The sequence below is a fragment of the Trichlorobacter thiogenes genome (genome assembly GCF_900167465.1).
In the GTDB taxonomy this organism is placed as follows: Bacteria; Desulfobacterota; Desulfuromonadia; order Geobacterales; family Pseudopelobacteraceae; genus Trichlorobacter; species Trichlorobacter thiogenes.
Genome location: NZ_FUWR01000013.1, coordinates 52,744 through 69,963, shown reverse-complemented (window position 1 = coordinate 69,963; position 17,220 = coordinate 52,744). Strand labels below are relative to the sequence as shown.

Sequence of the window (17,220 nt, the reverse complement as noted above, 5' to 3'; positions counted from 1 at the left end):
AGATGCGATTTCCAACTATGCAAAGCCGTCTGATTATCAGTATTTCACTGTTTTTGCTGCTGGTTTTAGGAAGTACTGCCCTTTGTACCTATCAGTATTTTAAGAAGCAAACCAGCAGTCAGGTCCAGCTACAGCAGTTTGCCATGGTTTCCACCCTTGCTTCAGGGCTGGATGATAAGCTTATGTCTGCCCATAACGCACTGATCAGTATTGCCGCCAGTACCCCCCCTGATCTGTTTAATGCTCCTGATAAAGCACAGGTCTGGCTGAATAGCCGTAGCGGCACTAAAAGTATCTTTGGTGGTGGGCTGTTTATGTTTACGCGGCAGGGGATGCTGCTGGTGGAATCTCCCCAGTTACCTGCCCGGCGTGGCAAAGATTTCTCGTTCCGAGAGTACTACCTGAAAACCGTTGCCAGTGGTAAACCGCTGATCTCTAATCCCTATCCATCTTCAAAAACGGGTCGTCCCAGTATTATGATGACCGCTCCGGTTTTTGATGCCCATGGTCGCTTGTTAGGGATTGTGGGAGGTTCGCTAGATCTGTTGGACAAAGATAGTTTTCTTAACACCCTGACCCGGATCAGGGTGGGGAAAACCGGCTATCTCTATCTGTATGCCCAGGATCGCACCCTTATCGCCCATCCCGACCCAAGCCGGATCATGAAACAGGATGTACTACCCGGTATGAACCGTCTGTTTGACAAGGCGCTGGAAGGGTTTGAGGGAAGCGGAGAAACGGTCAATAGTAAAGGGTTGCGGACGCTCTCTTCCTTTAAGAGACTGAAGAGTACGGATTGGATTCTGGCCGCTAACCTGCCCGCTGCAGAAGCCTACCAGCCAGTACAACGCTTCAGGCTGTTTTTTCTGGGGGGGATGGTTCTGGTGATGCTGACAGCGGTCTGGGGAGTCAGGTTGCTGGTGGGAACCGTTACTGCCGGTCTTGCTCAGCTTACCAACTGCATGGGACAGATTGATCCGCAGCATCTGGCCGCTGCATCACCGATACAGCTTTCGGGTGATGATGAAGTGGGGCGGCTGGCAGCAACCTTCAACAACCTGCTGACTGAGGTGGCCCAGACAGACAAGCGCCTGCGGGAAAGCGAGACAAACTTCCGAACGTTCTTTGATACCCTCGACTATTTCTTGTTTGTGCTTGATCATAACGGTCTGATACTCAAGGTAAATAAGACGGTTACCCAACGTTTGGGCTATGAGGAATCAGAACTGCTGGGGCAGCATGTACTGGTTATCCATCCGGCAGAGCGGCGTGATGAAGCTGGCAGGATCATCACAGAAATGCTGGCTGGTACCGCCTCCCTCTGTCCGGTGCCGCTGGTTTGTAAGGATGGTCGCTTGATAGCGGTGGAAACACAAGTGGTGGCAGGAACCTGGAACGGCAGCCCGGCGCTGTTTGGCATTACGAAGGATATTTCTGTTCTGCAGGAGTCGGAGGAAAAGTTCTCACGGGCCTTTAACGCCAGCCCGGCACTGATGGCCCTCAGTACACTTGAAGACGGGGTCTACCTTGATGTGAACGAGGCCTTTCAGCAGATGCTGGGCTTTACCAGGGAGGAGGCGATCGGTAAGAGTTCCCTGGAACTTGGGATCTTTGTTGATTACGGGCAGCGACTTGAGCTGAAGCGCCAACTTGAGGAACAGCATTTTGTAAGAAACAGCAAGATTGCCGTGCGATCAAAATCAGGCAAACAGCTGTATGGCCTGTTCTCTGCTGAATTGATTCGACTGCAGCAGCAGGATCTGCTCCTGACGGTAATGGTTGATATAACAGATCGCGTTAATGCAGAGCATGACCTGCTGGAGGCAAAGGCGGCCGCCGAAGCTGCCAATCAGGCCAAGAGTGAGTTTCTGGCCAATATGAGTCATGAAATTCGCACCCCCATGAACGGCGTGCTGGGTATGGCGGAATTGCTTGGCTTGACGGAACTGACCCCTGAGCAGGAGCAGTATCTGGACTGTATTAAAAGCTCGGGTGATAACCTGCTGTCACTGCTGAATGATATTCTTGATCTTTCCAAGATTGAGGCCGGTAAAATTGAACTTGAGCATGCAGATTTTTCATTTAGAAAGGCCGTTAACGACGTCGTTACGCTCCAGCGTTCCTCTTTGTATGCCAAGCAGTTATCGTTTAGTTGTGATCTCGCCCCTGATCTGCCTGAAATAGTTCAGGGTGATCAGCTACGTTTTAAGCAGATTCTGCTTAACCTGCTTTCCAATGCCATCAAATTTACTGAACAGGGTAGTGTCAGTATCACGGCACAGCAGCTGGAATCTGAACCTCATCAGGTCTTTGTCCGCTTAACCATTACTGATACCGGTATCGGCATCAGCCCGGAAGCCCGGCAGAAGATCTTTGCTCCCTTTACCCAGGCCGATAGTTCCACAACCCGCCGTTTTGGCGGTACCGGGTTGGGGCTTGCCATCTGTCGTCAACTGGCAGAGTTGATGGGTGGCGATATCGGGCTGGAGAGTGAGCCGGGCAAAGGCAGCAGTTTCTATCTTGATCTTCCCTTTGGTGTCAGCAGCGGTATGTTGCAGGCGAGAGAAACAGGGGCGTCTGCCATGCTCTGGACGGCCCCGCTTACGGTGTTGGTGGTAGAAGATAATGTCATGAATCAGCAGTTTGTTGCTGGTCTCCTGAAAAAGCTAAGGATCGATTTCCGGTTGGCCAGCAATGGGCAGGAAGCACTGGACCAATTGAATCTGGGCGGTATTGATCTGGTTTTGATGGATATTCAGATGCCGGTGATGGGAGGTGAGGAGGCGCTGCAGCATCTGCGTCAGACCGAGGCCATGATTGGGCAGCATACACCGGTAATAGCCCTGACTGCCCATGCCTTGCGGGGGGATCAGGAACGGTTGCTGGCCGCCGGGTTTGATGGCTACCTGTCTAAGCCGCTGGATTTAAGAACACTGATGGCTGAACTGAAACGGGTCATCGTAACAATTTGACCGGCTTTTTTAGATCAGAGGCTGGAGGAGACGGTCTCGGTACAAACTCCTGGGTAAAATTGTAACAGAATAGGTAAATCGCCCTATTGCAATTGGTGAAATCTCTGTTACAAGCTCTGCAGTGCTTTAGTTTACATAGTTATTTGATCAGCTTTCAGACAAATCCGTTCGCCGAAGAAGGAGGCCGCCTGAATATGTCAGAAGCCACGCCCGCACCAGCTCTTTCTGATCCCCGTTTTGCCCTGCAAGAAACCATGGTGTTTCTTGGTGCGATTGCCAGCGGTATGGAAGAGGCGATTGGCGAATCCGCCAACAGTATCTCCTACCTGGCAGGTAAAAACCTGGGTAAAAACCTCTCCAGCAGCATTCCCAAAACCAATGACCTCGAACAGGCGCTGCAGGCCACCCGTGACGTGCTGGTCAAGAACGGCTTTCTCTGGCTGTTTGAGACCTTCAAGATGCATGATCAACCCAGTCTGGTGCAGCAGACCGCGGAAGGGCAGGAGATCAGTCTGGTGTTTCGTGACTGTATGATCCGCCAGTCCCTGTTCCGGTTCGGCCACTGCCAGAAAGGCTCGCTCTGTACCATGATGAACGGCTTTTTCGCCGGTGCCCTGCAGACCATCATGGGGGCTGATTCGGCACTGGAGATCATTCATGCCGGTGAAAACGCCTGCATGAAGAAGCTGACCATCCGTACAGCTGGGGGTGCAGCATGAGTGCTGAACTGGTAACCATCAATACCGAATGGCTGTCTGACTGTTCCGGCTGCCATATTGCCATTGTTGACCTGCATGAAAAAATTCTGTCGGTGCTGGAGTCGGTCAAGATTCAGCGCTGCCCGGTGCTGACGGATGTCAAGGACTACCCGCCTGCCAAGATCGGCCTGGTGTCCGGCGCCATCCGCAACGAGCATGACCGCCATGCGGCGATTGAGATGCGCAAGAGTTGCGACCTGATCATCGCCTGGGGCTCATGTGCCGTATTTGGCGGTCCGGCCGGGGCAGGCAACGTGCATACCCGCGAAGAGATCGCTGATGCGGTCTATCTGAACAACAAGACCACCAGCACCAGCAGTCTGCCCAGCCGTGAGATTTCTCCCCTTGAGGTGTCAGTAACCCCGATTGACAAGGTGATTGATGTTGATCTGTACCTGGCCGGTTGTCCTCCCCATCCCACCTATATCTTTGACGCCCTGGTCTCCCTGCTGGAAGGGAAGCAACCCAAGGCCACCAAGGAATCGGTCTGCGCCAAGTGCAAGCGCCAGATGAAAAAGAGTGATGTTGCCGTCATCAAGCAGCATACCGATGACATCCCCGATCCTGATCTCTGCTTCCTCTCCCAGGGCTACATCTGTATGGGATCCGCCACCATTGACCGCTGTCTTTCCCCCTGTCCAACCAACGGCATCCCCTGCACCGGCTGCGCCGGGGCCACCATGCAGATCCTGAGTGAGCCCAACCGGGATATCCGCACCGAGATTGCGGAGCGGATGGCGCGGCTGACCAAGATCCCTAAAGAGGATATCGTCAAGGAGATTGAGAAGAGTTCAAAGTCCCACTATTCCTATACCATGGCCAGTTCCATGATCAGCGAGAAGCCAACCTTCCTGATCAATAAGTGGATTCATGAAGCCAATGAAGATTATGAAGCCGCACACGGCTAGGAGGCGTATGTAATGTCTGCCCAAACTGAAACGCCCAATTCCAGAACCATCCGGATTGACCCGGTGACCCGCATCGAAGGTCATGCCAAGGTCTTTGTCAATCTGGCTGAAGACGGTTCTCTTGATAATGCCGGACTGGTAGTGAACGAACTGCGTGGCTTTGAGAAGATCCTGGTGGGGATGGAGGCCAACCGGATGCCCCACATCACGGCCCGGATCTGCGGGGTCTGCCCCACAGCCCACCATATTGCCGCCTCCAACGCCCTTGACCATGCCTGTGGTGTGGTTGCCCCACCGGCTGCCATGCTGCTGCGGGAGTTGATGTATATGGGGCATATTATCCACTCCCACGCCCTGTCCCTGTTTGTGCTGCAGGGGCCGGATCTGGTGCTGGGGCTGGATGCTGATCCGGCCATCCGTAACGTGGTGGGGATTGTCCAGGCCAACCCGGAGGTGGCGAAAAAGGCGCTGCGGATCAGGACCGTTGGTCAACGCCTGAACGAGATTGTCGGGGGCCGCGGCACCCATCCGGTTACCTCAGTGGCTGGCGGCATCACCTTTGTGCTGGATAGTGAAAAACGTGCCATGCTGCAGAGCCTGGTGGATGAAGGCAAGCAGCTTGCCAAAGATCTGGCACCGGTGGTCAAGCAGCTGGTGGTGACCATGCTGGAAAAACATCCGGCCATGCTGACCGACTGGGTTGCCCCTTCCTGGAATGTGGGGACGGTGCTGGATAACCGGGTCTCGCTGATTCAAGGCAACATCCGTGCGGTTGACGAAAATGGTATCACCCAGGTTGAGTTCCCGGTGCAGGACTATGACAAGTATATGGTTGAGTCGGTGGTTGACTTCTCCTATATGAAGCGGGTCAGTTTCAAAAAGGATGGCCTGCTGCATGACTACCGGGTCGGTCCCCTGGCCAGAATCAATGCCATGCAGCAGTTCAGCACCGAATGGGCTAACCGTGAGATGGAAGAGATGCTCAAGCTGGGCGGCTATCCCTGCCACATCACCCTGTTCCAGGCCTATGCCAAACTGGTTGAGATGATCTGGGCCATTGAACGGGCAGACGATATCCTGCGTGATCCGGCAGTGAACGGCGAGACACGGGTGCCGGTCAAGTTTCAGGGCGGACGTGCTGTCGGCCATTCCGAGGCGCCCCGTGGCACCCTGATCCATGACTATGAGATTGATGAAGACGGCATTGTGCGGGCAGCCAACCTGATTGTTGCCACCCAGCAGAATTACGCCATCATCAACCGTTCCATTGAGCATGCTGCAACGTCGCACGTTATCGGCAAGAGTGATGATCAGGCCCTGTTGAATGCCATTGAGTTCAGCATCCGCTGTTATGACCCCTGTCTCTCCTGCGCCACCCATGCGGTGGGGGCCATGCCGATGGAGATCAGCATCAACCGTGGCGGCCAGACCGTCAAGACCATCAGGAGGTAGCCATGTCAACAGGCTCTACGGTTGAAATAAAGGTACATGACCAGGCCTGCCGGGGGTGCGAGATGTGCGTTGATATCTGCCCCACCAAGGTATTTGATTTTGATGAGGAGAAACGTCTTTGTACGGTGGGGCATGCAGAAGACTGCATCGCCTGCCTCTCCTGCGCCTATATCTGCCCATCCGGCGCCATTACCCATGACAACTATCACCAGGTAAAGAACTTCTACCGCGATCTTGAGTTCAGTAAGCGGATGGGGAAATTTCTATGACCAACGATAACGCCCTGCAGATGACCCCTGAGGACCACCAGAAGGCCTTTACCGAGGTGGCCTTTCTGATTGAGAGCTTTGCCAACACCATTGATAACATCATGGGTGGCGCCACGGCGCCGGTGGGCAGGATTGCCGGTCGCTCCATTGCCCGCAAGTTGCCGCTTAACCTGCATCAGCCAACACTTGCATCGGTGCTGGAGGTGCTTTCCAAACGGATGCAGGCCGGCTTTCAGATGACCGCCAGCACCACCACTGAGACCTCCTCAGAGATCACCTTTGAACGTTGCGCCCTGCGTGATGTCTGCGCCTTGCGCTCCATTGAGACCGGCAGCGCAGTCTGCAGACTGTTTCATTCCTACTTTGACGGAATGGTCAATGAACTGCTGCACCGGCCAGTTAAGTCAGAAATCGTTGAAACCGGCCCGGTATGCAGAATAACCACCTGCAGCCAGTGACCGCTGCCCAGGCCCTGGTGGTCTGTATCGGCAATGAACTGGTGGCTGATGACGCCGTGGGGTACGCTGTCTTTACGCAGCTTGCTGAACAGGGGCTGCCGGAGGCTGTCAGGCTGGAATACTGCGGTGTCGGCGGTATCGCCCTGCTGGAGCTGCTGACCGGTCAGGAAGAGCTGATGATCGTGGTTGATGCGGTGCAGCTTGGCGATCCCATCGGCACGGTGCGGCTCTGGTCCTGGGATGAACTGCCGGTACTTGAAGGGGGCAGCGCCATCTCTGCCCACGGCATTGGACTGAAAGATACCCTGGCCATCGGCCAGACCCTGTACCCGGAGCGGATGCCGGAGCGGATCCTGCTGGTGGGGGTTGAAGGACGCTGTTTTGATCAATTGGGTGCTGCCATGACCCCTGACGTTGCTGCCGCTGTACCGCTTGCGGTCGCAGCCATCTGCAAAGAACTGAATCTGTCGTTTATACCTAACCGGGAGACCTGCCATGAGTAACCAACAACTGACCGTCTATAATGCCATCCAGGCTGTTGCTGAAGCGATGGTGGCGGGCAGACTTGACCAGCGCTGTGATACTGCCGGGCATTCTTCTCAGGATGCAGAACTGCTTAATCTGGTAAACGGCATGCTTGATGCGCTGATTGCACCGATGCGTCTGGCTGGCCATGCCCTGGATGAGATTGCCCACGGACGGATTCCGCCCTTTGTGATTGATGAGTATCAGGGCGAATACAACACCATTAAACAGAACATCAACACCCTGCTGGCCATTCTGTACGGCATGCATAAAGAGACCACCAACCTGACCGATTCGGTGCGGGAGGGGAACCTGAAGACCCGGGGTAATGACTGGGATTATGACGGTATCTGGAAAGAGCTGATCCGGGGCATGAACGGCACGCTGGATGCGGTGCTTGATCCGGTTAACGAAGCCAGCAGTGTGCTGGGGCGGCTGGCAGACTATGACCTGAGTGCCCGGATGCGGGGCCGCTACCACGGCGATCATGCCGTGATCCGCAAGGCGATGAACACCACCGCAGAGGCGCTGCACAGTGCCATCTCACAAGTGTCAGAAACTGTGGAACTGGTGTCAGAGGCAGGTCAGCAGATCAGTGAAGGTAACGCAGTTGTGTCTGATGGCGCTGCAGAGCAGAGCAACCAGCTGGCTGAGACCTCCAGTAACCTGGAGCGGATTGCAGTAGGGGCTGCTACCAGTACCAGTAAGACCAGCGAGGCCAGGGAAAAGGTGCATGAGGCGGCCCAGACCATGGAGCAGGCCCAGGAGTCAATGGAGCAGATGCTGGGGGCGATGGTCAAGGTGCGTGAGGCAGCGGAAAACACCACCGCCATTGTCAATGAGATCGACGGGATTGCCAAAGAGACCGGTACCCTTTCCACCAGCGCCATGGATAAGGCGGTCAGGATCAGGACCTCGGCAGGCGGATTCGGGGTGGTTGCCCATGAGATCAGAAAACTGGGGCAACGCTGTACAGAAACAGCCAAAGGGATGAAGCAGTTCAGCAAACAGGTCTCGTTGGGCGAGGGCGAAGAGGCGGAGAAGTTGCGGGATGACTTTCAGTTGTTGATTGATGATCTGGAAGATGTGGCCATGTTCTCAAACCTGCTGGGGGTTAATGCCGCCATTGAGGCTGCCCATGTGGAAGGGGCCGGTAATGACTTCAAGTTGTTGACCGATGAAATTCACAGCCTGGCCAGCCGTTCTGCCGATGCAGCCAAGCGGACTGAGCAGATGACCCGTACCTCGCTGCAGCTTTCCCGCAGTGGTGAAGAGCTGTCACGGGACATCAACCGGCAGCTGCGTGGTGCGGTTGAAGGGGCCAGGACCATCAGTCTGCTGACCGATGAGATCTCACGAGCAACAGCAGAACAGGCTGACGGTATTGATCAGATCAACCAGGCTGTTGCCCAGATCAATCAGGTCACCCAGAAAAATGCCGACAGTGCTGCCCACTCATCTGAAGCAGCCCATGGGCTTGAGCGCCAGGTGGATAAGCTGTCCAGCATGGTGCAGAAGTTCAGGTTGGAAACAGCGCCTGCCCAGGCCTAACATCGCAGGCATTACCACTGGTGATTAATTTTTATTCTGATCTTGTGTCGCTGCTAAAAAAACAAACAAAACTGGGGTGATCACCCCATATACAAGATGTTACCATCGTGTTAAGAGTTACCGTGAACTGCTTACTCATTTTCCATGCCTTCCGGGCCTGCCCGGTGACAGGAAGTGCAACACGATGATTCTCTTTTATACCGTGCATTGTTGCTGTGGGGCAGCAGACCTCAGATGCCCGGCCGGAAGGCAGGTGCTCTGATGCGTGCCGGTATCCGCTACCTCCGCTTTTTTATTGTTTTACTGCTGACATCACTGCTGTTTTCTTCTGCTGTTGGTCTTGCCGGAAACCGATCCGGCAGCAGTTCTCCCTTTACCCCTGAAGAGCAAGCCTGGCTTGCCTCACACGGTCCGATCGTTTTTGTCAGTCAATCCAGCTATCCCCCCTTTGAATTTCGTCAAAAAGACGGCTCCCTGGATGGTATCAGCGTTGAGCTTGCCCATTGGATGGCAACTGAAATGGGGCTGCAGACCCGCTTTGTCAGTATGAGCTTTCAAGAGGCCCAGCAGGCGGTACTGTCCGGTTCTGCCGATGTTATCACCAGTCTTTTTTATAGTGATAAACGGGCAGCTACATTCAGTTTTAGCGATCCGATTATTGACGTCCCCGCGTCTATTTTTGTCAAGGCTGATCGTCCTGATATCACCCGCCTTCGCGATCTGCAGGGCAAGCGGATCGCTATTCAACGTGGCGACTATGCCAAGGAGTTTCTTGAGTCACAGGGGATCAGGTTTGAGCTGGTGCCAACGGAAAATTTCGCCCAGGCCACTGATGCGGTTATTGCCGGGACTGCGGATGCGCTGATCGGGGATGAGCAGATTGTGTTGTACCACCTGTACAGCAATCGTTTGACCGCCAAAGCCAAGAAGGTTGGCGATCCGCTCTATGTGGGCAAGAACTGCATGGCCACCAGCAAGGGGAATCCGCTTCTGGCTTCCATCATGGCAAAGAGCTTGAATCACGCCCGTGAAGAGGGGGTCATTGACGGCATCAGTCGTAAATGGCTTGGTACCGGCATGGAACCGAAGCATGAAGGGATACAGCGGCTGATCCCGTATATACTGCATATCTCACTTGCAGGGATTATCGGCACGGTGCTGGTGTTGGCCTGGGGAGTTCAACTGCGCCGTAAGGTGGAGGAAAAGACCCAGGAGCTGACAGAGGGTAAACTTGAATTGCGCATGTTGGTGGAGCAGCTAAGCCAGACCAACAGCCTGCTGGAAGAAAACGTCCGGGCTGCGGAAGAAGAGGCAGTCCGTCGCCGGCAGATCTTTGAGCAGTCCCGTGATGGTATTGTGGTGCTTGATGCCGATGGTAAGGTCTTTGAAGCTAACCGGCGTTTTGCGGAGATGCTGGGCTATACCCCGGAAGAGCTGCTTGAACTGCATGTCTGGGACTGGGATGCCTGTTTCAAACAGGACGAACTGCGGCTGATGATAGAGCAGCTTGACCATAGCGGTGGCCTCTTTGAAACCCGCCATCGCCGTAAGGATGGGTCGGTCTATGACGTGGATATTTCATCCAGTGTCTGCTATTGGGCTGGCCAAAAACTGATTGACTGCTCGTGTCGTGATATTACCGATCGGAAAAGCCATGAGGAGGAGTTGCAGAAGGCCCGGCAGGCTGCAGATGCAGCCAATCAGGCCAAGAGTGAGTTTCTTGCCAATATGAGCCATGAAATCCGTACCCCGATGAACGGTGTGCTGGGGATGGCTGAGCTATTGGGCTATACCGAGCTGACCGATCAGCAGGAAGAATACCTGTCCTATATCAAAAGCTCTGGCGACAGCTTGCTGGCCCTGATCAATGACGTACTTGATCTCTCTAAAATTGAGGCTGGCAAGGTGGAGCTGGAAAATGTCGATTTTTCCCTGCGTCGCGCCATTAACGATATTCTGAATACCCAGATCTCGCTGATTCACAAGAAAAAGTTACAGATGAATCTTGAGCTGCCGGATAGCCTGCCTGAAATTATTCGCGGGGATCAGTTGCGTTTCAAACAGATTCTGTTGAACCTGCTGGGGAATGCTATCAAGTTCACTGAACAGGGCAGTATCGGGGTTGCGGTTCAGCTGCTGGATCAGCAGCAGTTGAAGCTGCTGATCAGAATCAGTGTCAGTGACACCGGCATCGGCATGACCGATGAGGAACAGCAAAAGGTTTTTGCCCCGTTTTCCCAGGCAGACTGCTCAACAACCAGAAAATTTGGCGGCACCGGTTTGGGGCTGACGATCTGTCGGCAACTGGCAGAACTGATGGGGGGCGCTATTTCGGTGGAGAGCAGGCTTGGCCAGGGCAGCAGTTTTCATCTGGATCTGCCGTTTGAGATCAGTGGCGCCGATAGAGACCAACCTGCCGACGGGTCCGGGCAGCCTGAACAGCAGGTCTGGTCAGGACGGCGTCTGACGGTGCTGGTGGCTGAAGATAACAGCATGAACCAGAAGTTTATTGTTGGCCTGTTGAATAAGCTGCATCTTGTTGTCGAGGTGGCGGATAACGGAAGAGAGGCATTGGAACGCTGGAAACAGGGGGGGATCGATCTGCTCCTGATGGATATCCAGATGCCTGAAATGGGCGGGGTAGAGGCGTTACAACTGCTGCGTCAGCAAGAACAGGTTACGGCGCAGCACACCCCGGTAATTGCCTTGACCGCCCATGCCCTGCGGGGGGACTCGGAACGGCTGCTTGAGCTTGGCTTTGATGGTTATTTGTCCAAGCCATTAAGTTTGAAATCATTACTGACAGAGCTTACACGTGTGCTGGCAGATAGCTGATGCGGTCTGGTGTCAGATCAAAGTACAGCAAATAATGTTCATTGCAGGTTAACCGGTTTGCTCGTTACACTAATCTGGTGACTGATGGTCAATAATCGCGGCATCTTTCCTATACTGTTGGTATTTATTGTTGTTGCAGCTGTCGGTGGAGGGCTGTTGAGCCTCGACCGGATTGAAAGACAGCAGCAGCATTATAAACAGCATACCGAGATGCTGGAAATATCGTACCGGGCTGCAATTCATACCTATAAAATTGCCACAGAGATCTATCTGCGCGATACGATACGTCAGCCAGAGGTGCTTTCGCTGTTCGCTCGGGCCTGGCAGTCTGATGAGGCTGGCAAGACAATCCTGAGACACCAGCTCTACAACAGGTTGCAGGGGTCCTACCAGGAGCTCTGGCAGTACCGTTTGCGCCAGCTGCATTTTCATCTGCCAGATGGTGAAAGCTTTCTCCGCTTTCATCAACCCAAACGTTTTGGTGATAAGCTGTTTAGTGTGCGGCCATCTGTGCGGATTGCCAATACTGAAAAGCGGGCGGTGATCGGTTTTGAAGCGGGCAGGATCATCGATGGTTTCCGGTATGTCGTGCCGCTTGAGTATCAAGGACAGCATATCGGTAGTGTAGAAACCAGCATTCCGTTTAAATCCGTCCAGAGTGCCATGACAGAATATGCCAGCGAACGGGAGTATCAGTTTCTGGTACATGCTGATCTGGTTCAGGAACGCCTGTTTCCTGACTTCCGTTCCGTCTATGCCCCATCCCCTTTTTCCGACGCCTGGTTGATTGAAAATCCTGCCAGAAATCATGCTGATACTGCCAAACCACTTTCAATCACAGCAGATGCCATAGCGAAAAAACTCAGTAAAGATGCCGATACCATACAGCGCATGGTACGGGGTGAACAGTTTTCAGTGGGGATTGTGCATCGGGGGATCGGTTATGTTGTCTCGTTTGTGCCGGTACCGGAAGTTACCGGTGGCAAGGGGGGGTATCTGGTTTGCTACGCTGTGGAACCGCTGGTAGTGGCTGTTAAGCGCAGCTTTGTGCTGGAATTGACCGGTTTTGCCGTTATGCTTGCCGTTGCTCTCTGGCTCTTGCTCCGTTGGCGCAGTAGCATGGCTGAGCTGGCGGAACAGACAGCCAGAGCACAGTATGAAGAAAGTCTGCTGACACAGCAGGAACGGGTTGAACATGAGGAGCGGACCCGTATTTCCCGTGAGCTGCATGATGGTATCGGACAGGCATTGCATGCAGTTCTGCTCCGGCTGAAACTGTTGCTGGGTGCCGTTGGAGCGGATAGAAGTGGTGAACGCAGTGCCATCAACGAGTTGATCCGGGATGTACAGAACGCTTCATCAGAGCTGCGGAACCTGGTTGTCTCGCTACGCCCCCTGCCGTTATCCGGCATGAATATCGAAGAAGCGGTACGCTGGCTCTGCCGTAATCTGGAAAAAGACGGTGGCGTATCATTACTGGTGCAGTCTGCCGGAGAGTTTGATACGGTTGGTGACCGCTGCAGTCTGGTACTGTTTCGGGTCTGTCAGGAAAGCCTGACCAATATCTTGAAACATGCTGCTGCCAAGCGTGTCCAGGTTTCTCTGCAACGTCAGGGGGAAACCATCGTCCTGACCGTGAGTGATGATGGCAAGGGTGGGGCGCAGGTGGGTATGTCAGGCGGGTCAGGGCTGATGATTATGCAGGAACGGGTTGCTCTTGTCGGTGGGCGTCTGGTGATCGATTCTCCTGAAGGCCAGGGCACAAGAATTTTTGTGGAGCTACCATGCCATTGATTCAATTGGTTATTGCAGATGACCATGCCATATTTCGCCAAGGGCTACGCTCGTTAATCGCCATGGCTGATGATTGTGAAATTGTGGGTGAGTGCAGCAGGGGGGATGAGGCGCTGGTCCTGATCCGCAAACTGCGTCCTACGCTTGCCATTCTTGATATTTCTATGCCGGGCCTTGACGGTCTTTCAACCGTTGCTGCCTTGCGGCGTGAGGGTGATGCGACGCCGGTGGTTATCCTGACAACCCACGACGACCCGCTGATGCTGGAACGGGCGAGAGTAAGCGGCGCAAATGGCTATGTTAATAAAGAATTTGCCTTTGAACAGCTGCTGCAGACCATCAGGAACGTTGCGGATGGCTCGGTTTTACTGGATGCTGCAGAACAGTCTGCTCCGTTGCATGAAGGACATTTTCTGACAGACAGGGAGCTGGAGGTTATCCGGCTGGTGGCCTGTGGCATGAGCAGTCGCTTGATCGGAGAGTCTCTGGGAATCAGTAACAAAACAGTGGATAACCATCGCACCAATATTATGAATAAGCTGCGCATACATACCACTGCAGAGCTGGTGCGCTACGCCATCAAGGTGGGGCTGGGATAGTGGTTTTGGTTATGGAGTTGAACTGAAGAGGAGCATACGGTGGAATATCAAACAGGGAGACCTGGCAGGATTATTGTGGCACGCTTTGGCGATAGTGAGGATCTGCTGGCAGGTATTTCAGAGATCTGTCGTACTGAAAATATCCGGGCTGCCAGCTTTAACATAGTGGGTGGTATGAAAGCAGGCCGTTTTGTAGTGGGGCCGGAAACAGAAGAGATGCCGCCAATCCCGGTCTGGCGCGAACTGCAGGAAAGCCATGAAGCGGTCGGGTTCGGTACGGTCTTCTGGGATAAGGATCAGCCCAAGGTGCATTTCCATGGTGCCTATGGTAAGCATGACAGCGTTAAGGCCGGATGTCTGCGGGAAGCCACGCGAACATTTCTGGTGCTTGAAGTGGTGCTTACCGAGATACTGGATGTCAGTATTGAGCGGGAACTGGACCCGGCATCAGGCATGGTGCTGATGAAGATGAACCGGGCCTGAAAAACATTTGCCGCGAAAGAACGCAAGGATCGCAAAAACAGTTCAAGGCGTTGCTTGATATAACTAATACCGCTGAAGCGGTTTGTAATAATCTGTTTTCTTTTATCCTTAAAACGGCAGTTAGCCACAGAGGTCACAGAAACACAGAGAACTACAAGAAAAATCTGTTTTTAGTGTCTCACCCAAAAAGAATCAGGTTATTTGGTGTATCTTCCTGTTTTTCCTCTGAGACCTCTGTGTTCTCTGTGGCAAATGTTTTTTAGGTTTATTTCTTTGTACTCTTTTGCGGCTATCTGTCTATATATACGCCGCTTTTTGGGGGCTTCGTGCCAACGAACCTACTGCTTGCTCTGGTACTTGCCATGACCATTACTCCTGCATACGGGGCAGCGCTGCCCCCCTGTCCGGCATCACCCAACTGCGTTTCCAGCCAGGCTGAAGATAAGCACCGGATTGCCCCTTTTGTAGTCAAAGGTGATCCAGCTCAGGCGTTCAGCTGTTTGCATACGCTGTTGCTGAAGCGTTCAGATACCACCGTGGTGGCTTTTGATAAAAGTATGATCAAGGTTGAAATCAGAACCTTGCTGGGATTTGTGGATGATGGCCTGTTTCTGTTGGCCCCGGATATGGCCGTGATCCATGTCCGTTCTGCTGCACGACTGGGCTACTGGGATCTGGGTAAAAACCGGCGGCGGACGGAAGAGATCAGGCAACAGTTTACCCAGGCCTGTCTGTCACAATAAGTCGTGCTATCCCTGCGTGCTGCTTTGCCACAGTCTTTGGGCCGCAAGTAGCCAGAGCCCGCTGACCGGCTGGCGTGTCAGGGATGGCAGTAGTCCCACCAACACCTCTTCTGCCGTATTTTTCCATTCAGTCTTGTCAGTAAGTCTTACCAGCGTAACCAGGTTCATGGCCAGGGCTGCTGGCCCGGATGGAATGACCCCATCATGGTTGTCTGATAGTGCCAGCGGAAGCTGTTCCTGATCGATACCTGCTGTAACAAGCCGCCCATCGTCAGACCTGAATAGCCGCAGCGCATCCTTGCAGAGTTTTTCTGCCGTCTGAAGATCCGCAGTGTCTTCCCCGGCTTTGTACAGTTCCAGATAGCCCCAGCCCAGAAACCCGTAATCCTCCAAAAATCCCGGGATGGTTGATGGTGTGCCGCACCAGCTGCGTAGCAGGCGGCCATCTGCACGGGTCAGGGAACTGCTGATAAAGGCTGCTGCCCTGCGGGCCGCTTCCAGCCAGCGCTGATTACCAGTCAGTGCTGCTCCCCGTGCCAGTGCCGCGACCATCAGGCCGTTCCAGCCGGACAGGATCTTGATGTCCCGCAGCGGCTGCTGACGCTGATTTCTGACTGCCAGCAGTTTTTCTTGCGCCTCCTTGAGCTCTGCTGCCTGGTTGGAGTTGGCCTGAAACAGCACATTCTTCCCTGGCTCTTCAAAATTGCCTTGCTCAGTTACCCCGTATTGGCTGCAGAACAGCGCCGCTTCATCCCCCAGAATCTGCTCAATCTCCTGTTTTTCCCAGACATAGCAGGCCCCTTCACGGCCTTCAGAATCTGCATCCAGCCCGCAGTAAAAGCCGCCTTCCGGGGCGGTCAGTTCAGCCAGCACAAACTCCAGCAGATTGTCTGCCATCTCCAGATAGCGGTTCTCTTTGGTCAGGGCATAGGCCTCCAGTGCTGTGTAGGCCACCAGTGCCTGATCGTAGAGCATTTTTTCAAAGTGTGGTACCAGCCAGCGCTGGTCAGTGCTGTAGCGATGGATGCCGCCACCCAGTTGGTCCCAGATCCCGCCCTGCCGCATCGCCTGCAGTGCGCCCAGCGCCAGCTCCTGTTCGGCCCGGTTGTCCCTGCCCAGCAGAAACAGCAGATAGGGGGGCATGGGGAACTTGGGGGCCTTGCCAAAACCTTGGTACTGCGGATCATGGATCTTACGCAGGGTGGCAAGCGCTGTATCCGCCAGCTTCTGCAGGTTTGGCGTGGCGGTTACTTGCGGGACTGTGGCCATCTGCCCCAGCGCTTCCATCAGAGATTGTGCATTACGTTCAACCGCATCCTGCTTGTGCTGCCAGACCCTGGCAATGTTCTCCAGCAGCTCCAGAAAACCGGGCATACCTCGCCTAGGCTCTTTGGGCAGGTAGGTCAGTGCATAGAACGGGGTGCCATCCGGCTTCAGGAAGCAGTTCAGGGGCCAACCGCCGCTGTTGGTCAGGGTCTGGCAGGCAGCCATGCAGAACTCATCCAGATCAGGCCGTTCTTCCCGATCCACCTTGACCGGCACAAAGGCGTGGTTGAGGATGTCGGCCACCTCTTCATCCTCAAAGGATTCATGGGCCATGACATGGCACCAGTGGCAGGTGGCATAGCCGATGGAGACAAACAGCGGCAGATTGCGCTGTCTGGCTTCTTCCTGTGCCGTTGGTCCCCATTCCCGCCAATCCACCGGATTGCGGCTGTGCTGCAGCAGGTAGGGCGAACGGGAAAAAATCAGGCGGTTGAACTCCGGCCTGCCATCTTCGGGAAGAGTAGAACGGTCAAGGGCCAGCAGGGTATGCAGTTCGTGGTTGGTCATGGTAGATCCAATCATATGAAAAAACTTGCTCAACACCTGT

General features: G+C 54.2%; 14 protein-coding genes. 13 read left to right on the top strand and 1 reads right to left on the bottom strand.

The features are described from left to right. The first annotated feature begins 17 nt into the window (after window positions 1–17). The 13 genes from B5D39_RS11645 (at window position 18) to B5D39_RS11585 (ending at window position 15,347) form a co-directional block, all read left to right on the top strand. Window positions 18–2,972 (top strand): PAS domain S-box protein, encoded by a 2,955-nt coding sequence (locus B5D39_RS11645; protein WP_161947491.1) that lies wholly within the window; start codon window positions 18–20, stop codon window positions 2,970–2,972. 194 nt (window positions 2,973–3,166) lie between these two features. Beyond that, on the top strand, window positions 3,167–3,691 hold the full coding sequence (locus B5D39_RS11640) for a hypothetical protein (protein WP_078790642.1): 525 nt from the start codon (window positions 3,167–3,169) through the stop codon (window positions 3,689–3,691). Continuing rightward, on the top strand, window positions 3,688–4,638 hold the full coding sequence (locus B5D39_RS11635; RefSeq protein WP_078790641.1) for an NADH-quinone oxidoreductase subunit B family protein: 951 nt from the start codon (window positions 3,688–3,690) through the stop codon (window positions 4,636–4,638). Before B5D39_RS11640 ends, B5D39_RS11635 begins: the two co-directional genes overlap by 4 nt. Before the next feature lie 12 nt (window positions 4,639–4,650). Continuing rightward, on the top strand, window positions 4,651–6,090 hold the full coding sequence (locus B5D39_RS11630) for a Ni/Fe hydrogenase subunit alpha (protein WP_078790640.1): 1,440 nt from the start codon (window positions 4,651–4,653) through the stop codon (window positions 6,088–6,090). Between the two features lie 2 nt (window positions 6,091–6,092). Beyond that, a complete protein-coding gene (locus B5D39_RS11625) occupies window positions 6,093–6,359 on the top strand; it encodes a 4Fe-4S dicluster domain-containing protein (RefSeq protein ID WP_078790639.1) in 267 nt (88 codons plus the stop codon). After that, on the top strand, window positions 6,356–6,817 hold the full coding sequence (locus tag B5D39_RS11620) for a hypothetical protein (protein WP_078790638.1): 462 nt from the start codon (window positions 6,356–6,358) through the stop codon (window positions 6,815–6,817). Before B5D39_RS11625 ends, B5D39_RS11620 begins: the two co-directional genes overlap by 4 nt. Further along, a complete protein-coding gene (locus tag B5D39_RS11615; RefSeq protein ID WP_139366758.1) occupies window positions 6,790–7,320 on the top strand; it encodes a hydrogenase maturation protease in 531 nt (176 codons plus the stop codon). Before B5D39_RS11620 ends, B5D39_RS11615 begins: the two co-directional genes overlap by 28 nt. Continuing rightward, window positions 7,313–8,893, top strand: a complete 1,581-nt coding sequence (locus tag B5D39_RS11610; RefSeq protein WP_078790637.1) for a methyl-accepting chemotaxis protein — start codon at window positions 7,313–7,315, stop codon at window positions 8,891–8,893. Before B5D39_RS11615 ends, B5D39_RS11610 begins: the two co-directional genes overlap by 8 nt. A 234-nt stretch (window positions 8,894–9,127) precedes the next feature. Further along, window positions 9,128–11,728: an ATP-binding protein gene (locus B5D39_RS11605; RefSeq protein ID WP_078790636.1), complete on the top strand. Its 2,601-nt coding sequence runs from the start codon at window positions 9,128–9,130 to the stop codon at window positions 11,726–11,728. 84 nt (window positions 11,729–11,812) lie between these two features. Continuing rightward, window positions 11,813–13,522: a histidine kinase gene (locus B5D39_RS11600; protein WP_078790635.1), complete on the top strand. Its 1,710-nt coding sequence runs from the start codon at window positions 11,813–11,815 to the stop codon at window positions 13,520–13,522. After that, window positions 13,513–14,121, top strand: a complete 609-nt coding sequence (locus tag B5D39_RS11595; RefSeq protein WP_078790634.1) for a response regulator transcription factor — start codon at window positions 13,513–13,515, stop codon at window positions 14,119–14,121. The genes B5D39_RS11600 and B5D39_RS11595 overlap by 10 nt, the downstream gene beginning before the upstream one ends. Before the next feature lie 39 nt (window positions 14,122–14,160). Beyond that, on the top strand, window positions 14,161–14,604 hold the full coding sequence (locus B5D39_RS11590) for a PPC domain-containing DNA-binding protein (protein WP_078790633.1): 444 nt from the start codon (window positions 14,161–14,163) through the stop codon (window positions 14,602–14,604). Between the two features lie 326 nt (window positions 14,605–14,930). After that, entirely contained in the window at window positions 14,931–15,347 is a 417-nt protein-coding gene (locus tag B5D39_RS11585; protein WP_244161396.1) for a DUF1499 domain-containing protein, read from the top strand. Window positions 15,348–15,353: 6 nt separating this feature from the next. Here B5D39_RS11585 and B5D39_RS11580 read toward each other — a convergent pair whose 3' ends face one another. Further along, window positions 15,354–17,195, bottom strand: coding sequence for a thioredoxin domain-containing protein (locus tag B5D39_RS11580; RefSeq protein ID WP_078790631.1), 1,842 nt, complete (start codon window positions 17,193–17,195; stop codon window positions 15,354–15,356). Between the last annotated feature and the right edge of the window lie 25 nt (window positions 17,196–17,220).

Excerpts from the sequence above, each read along its gene's own strand:
- B5D39_RS11645 (WP_161947491.1), top strand. The coding sequence starts at position 18 with ATGCAAAGCCGTCTGATTATCAGTATTTCACTGTTTTTGCTGCTGGTT.
- B5D39_RS11640 (WP_078790642.1), top strand. The coding sequence starts at position 3,167 with ATGTCAGAAGCCACGCCCGCACCAGCTCTTTCTGATCCCCGTTTTGCC.
- B5D39_RS11635 (WP_078790641.1), top strand. The coding sequence starts at position 3,688 with ATGAGTGCTGAACTGGTAACCATCAATACCGAATGGCTGTCTGACTGT.
- B5D39_RS11630 (WP_078790640.1), top strand. The coding sequence starts at position 4,651 with ATGTCTGCCCAAACTGAAACGCCCAATTCCAGAACCATCCGGATTGAC.
- B5D39_RS11625 (WP_078790639.1), top strand. The coding sequence starts at position 6,093 with ATGTCAACAGGCTCTACGGTTGAAATAAAGGTACATGACCAGGCCTGC.
- B5D39_RS11620 (WP_078790638.1), top strand. The coding sequence starts at position 6,356 with ATGACCAACGATAACGCCCTGCAGATGACCCCTGAGGACCACCAGAAG.
- B5D39_RS11615 (WP_139366758.1), top strand. The coding sequence starts at position 6,790 with ATGCAGAATAACCACCTGCAGCCAGTGACCGCTGCCCAGGCCCTGGTG.
- B5D39_RS11610 (WP_078790637.1), top strand. The coding sequence starts at position 7,313 with ATGAGTAACCAACAACTGACCGTCTATAATGCCATCCAGGCTGTTGCT.
- B5D39_RS11605 (WP_078790636.1), top strand. The coding sequence starts at position 9,128 with ATGCCCGGCCGGAAGGCAGGTGCTCTGATGCGTGCCGGTATCCGCTAC.
- B5D39_RS11600 (WP_078790635.1), top strand. The coding sequence starts at position 11,813 with ATGGTCAATAATCGCGGCATCTTTCCTATACTGTTGGTATTTATTGTT.
- B5D39_RS11595 (WP_078790634.1), top strand. The coding sequence starts at position 13,513 with ATGCCATTGATTCAATTGGTTATTGCAGATGACCATGCCATATTTCGC.
- B5D39_RS11580 (WP_078790631.1), bottom strand. The coding sequence starts at position 17,195 with ATGATTGGATCTACCATGACCAACCACGAACTGCATACCCTGCTGGCC.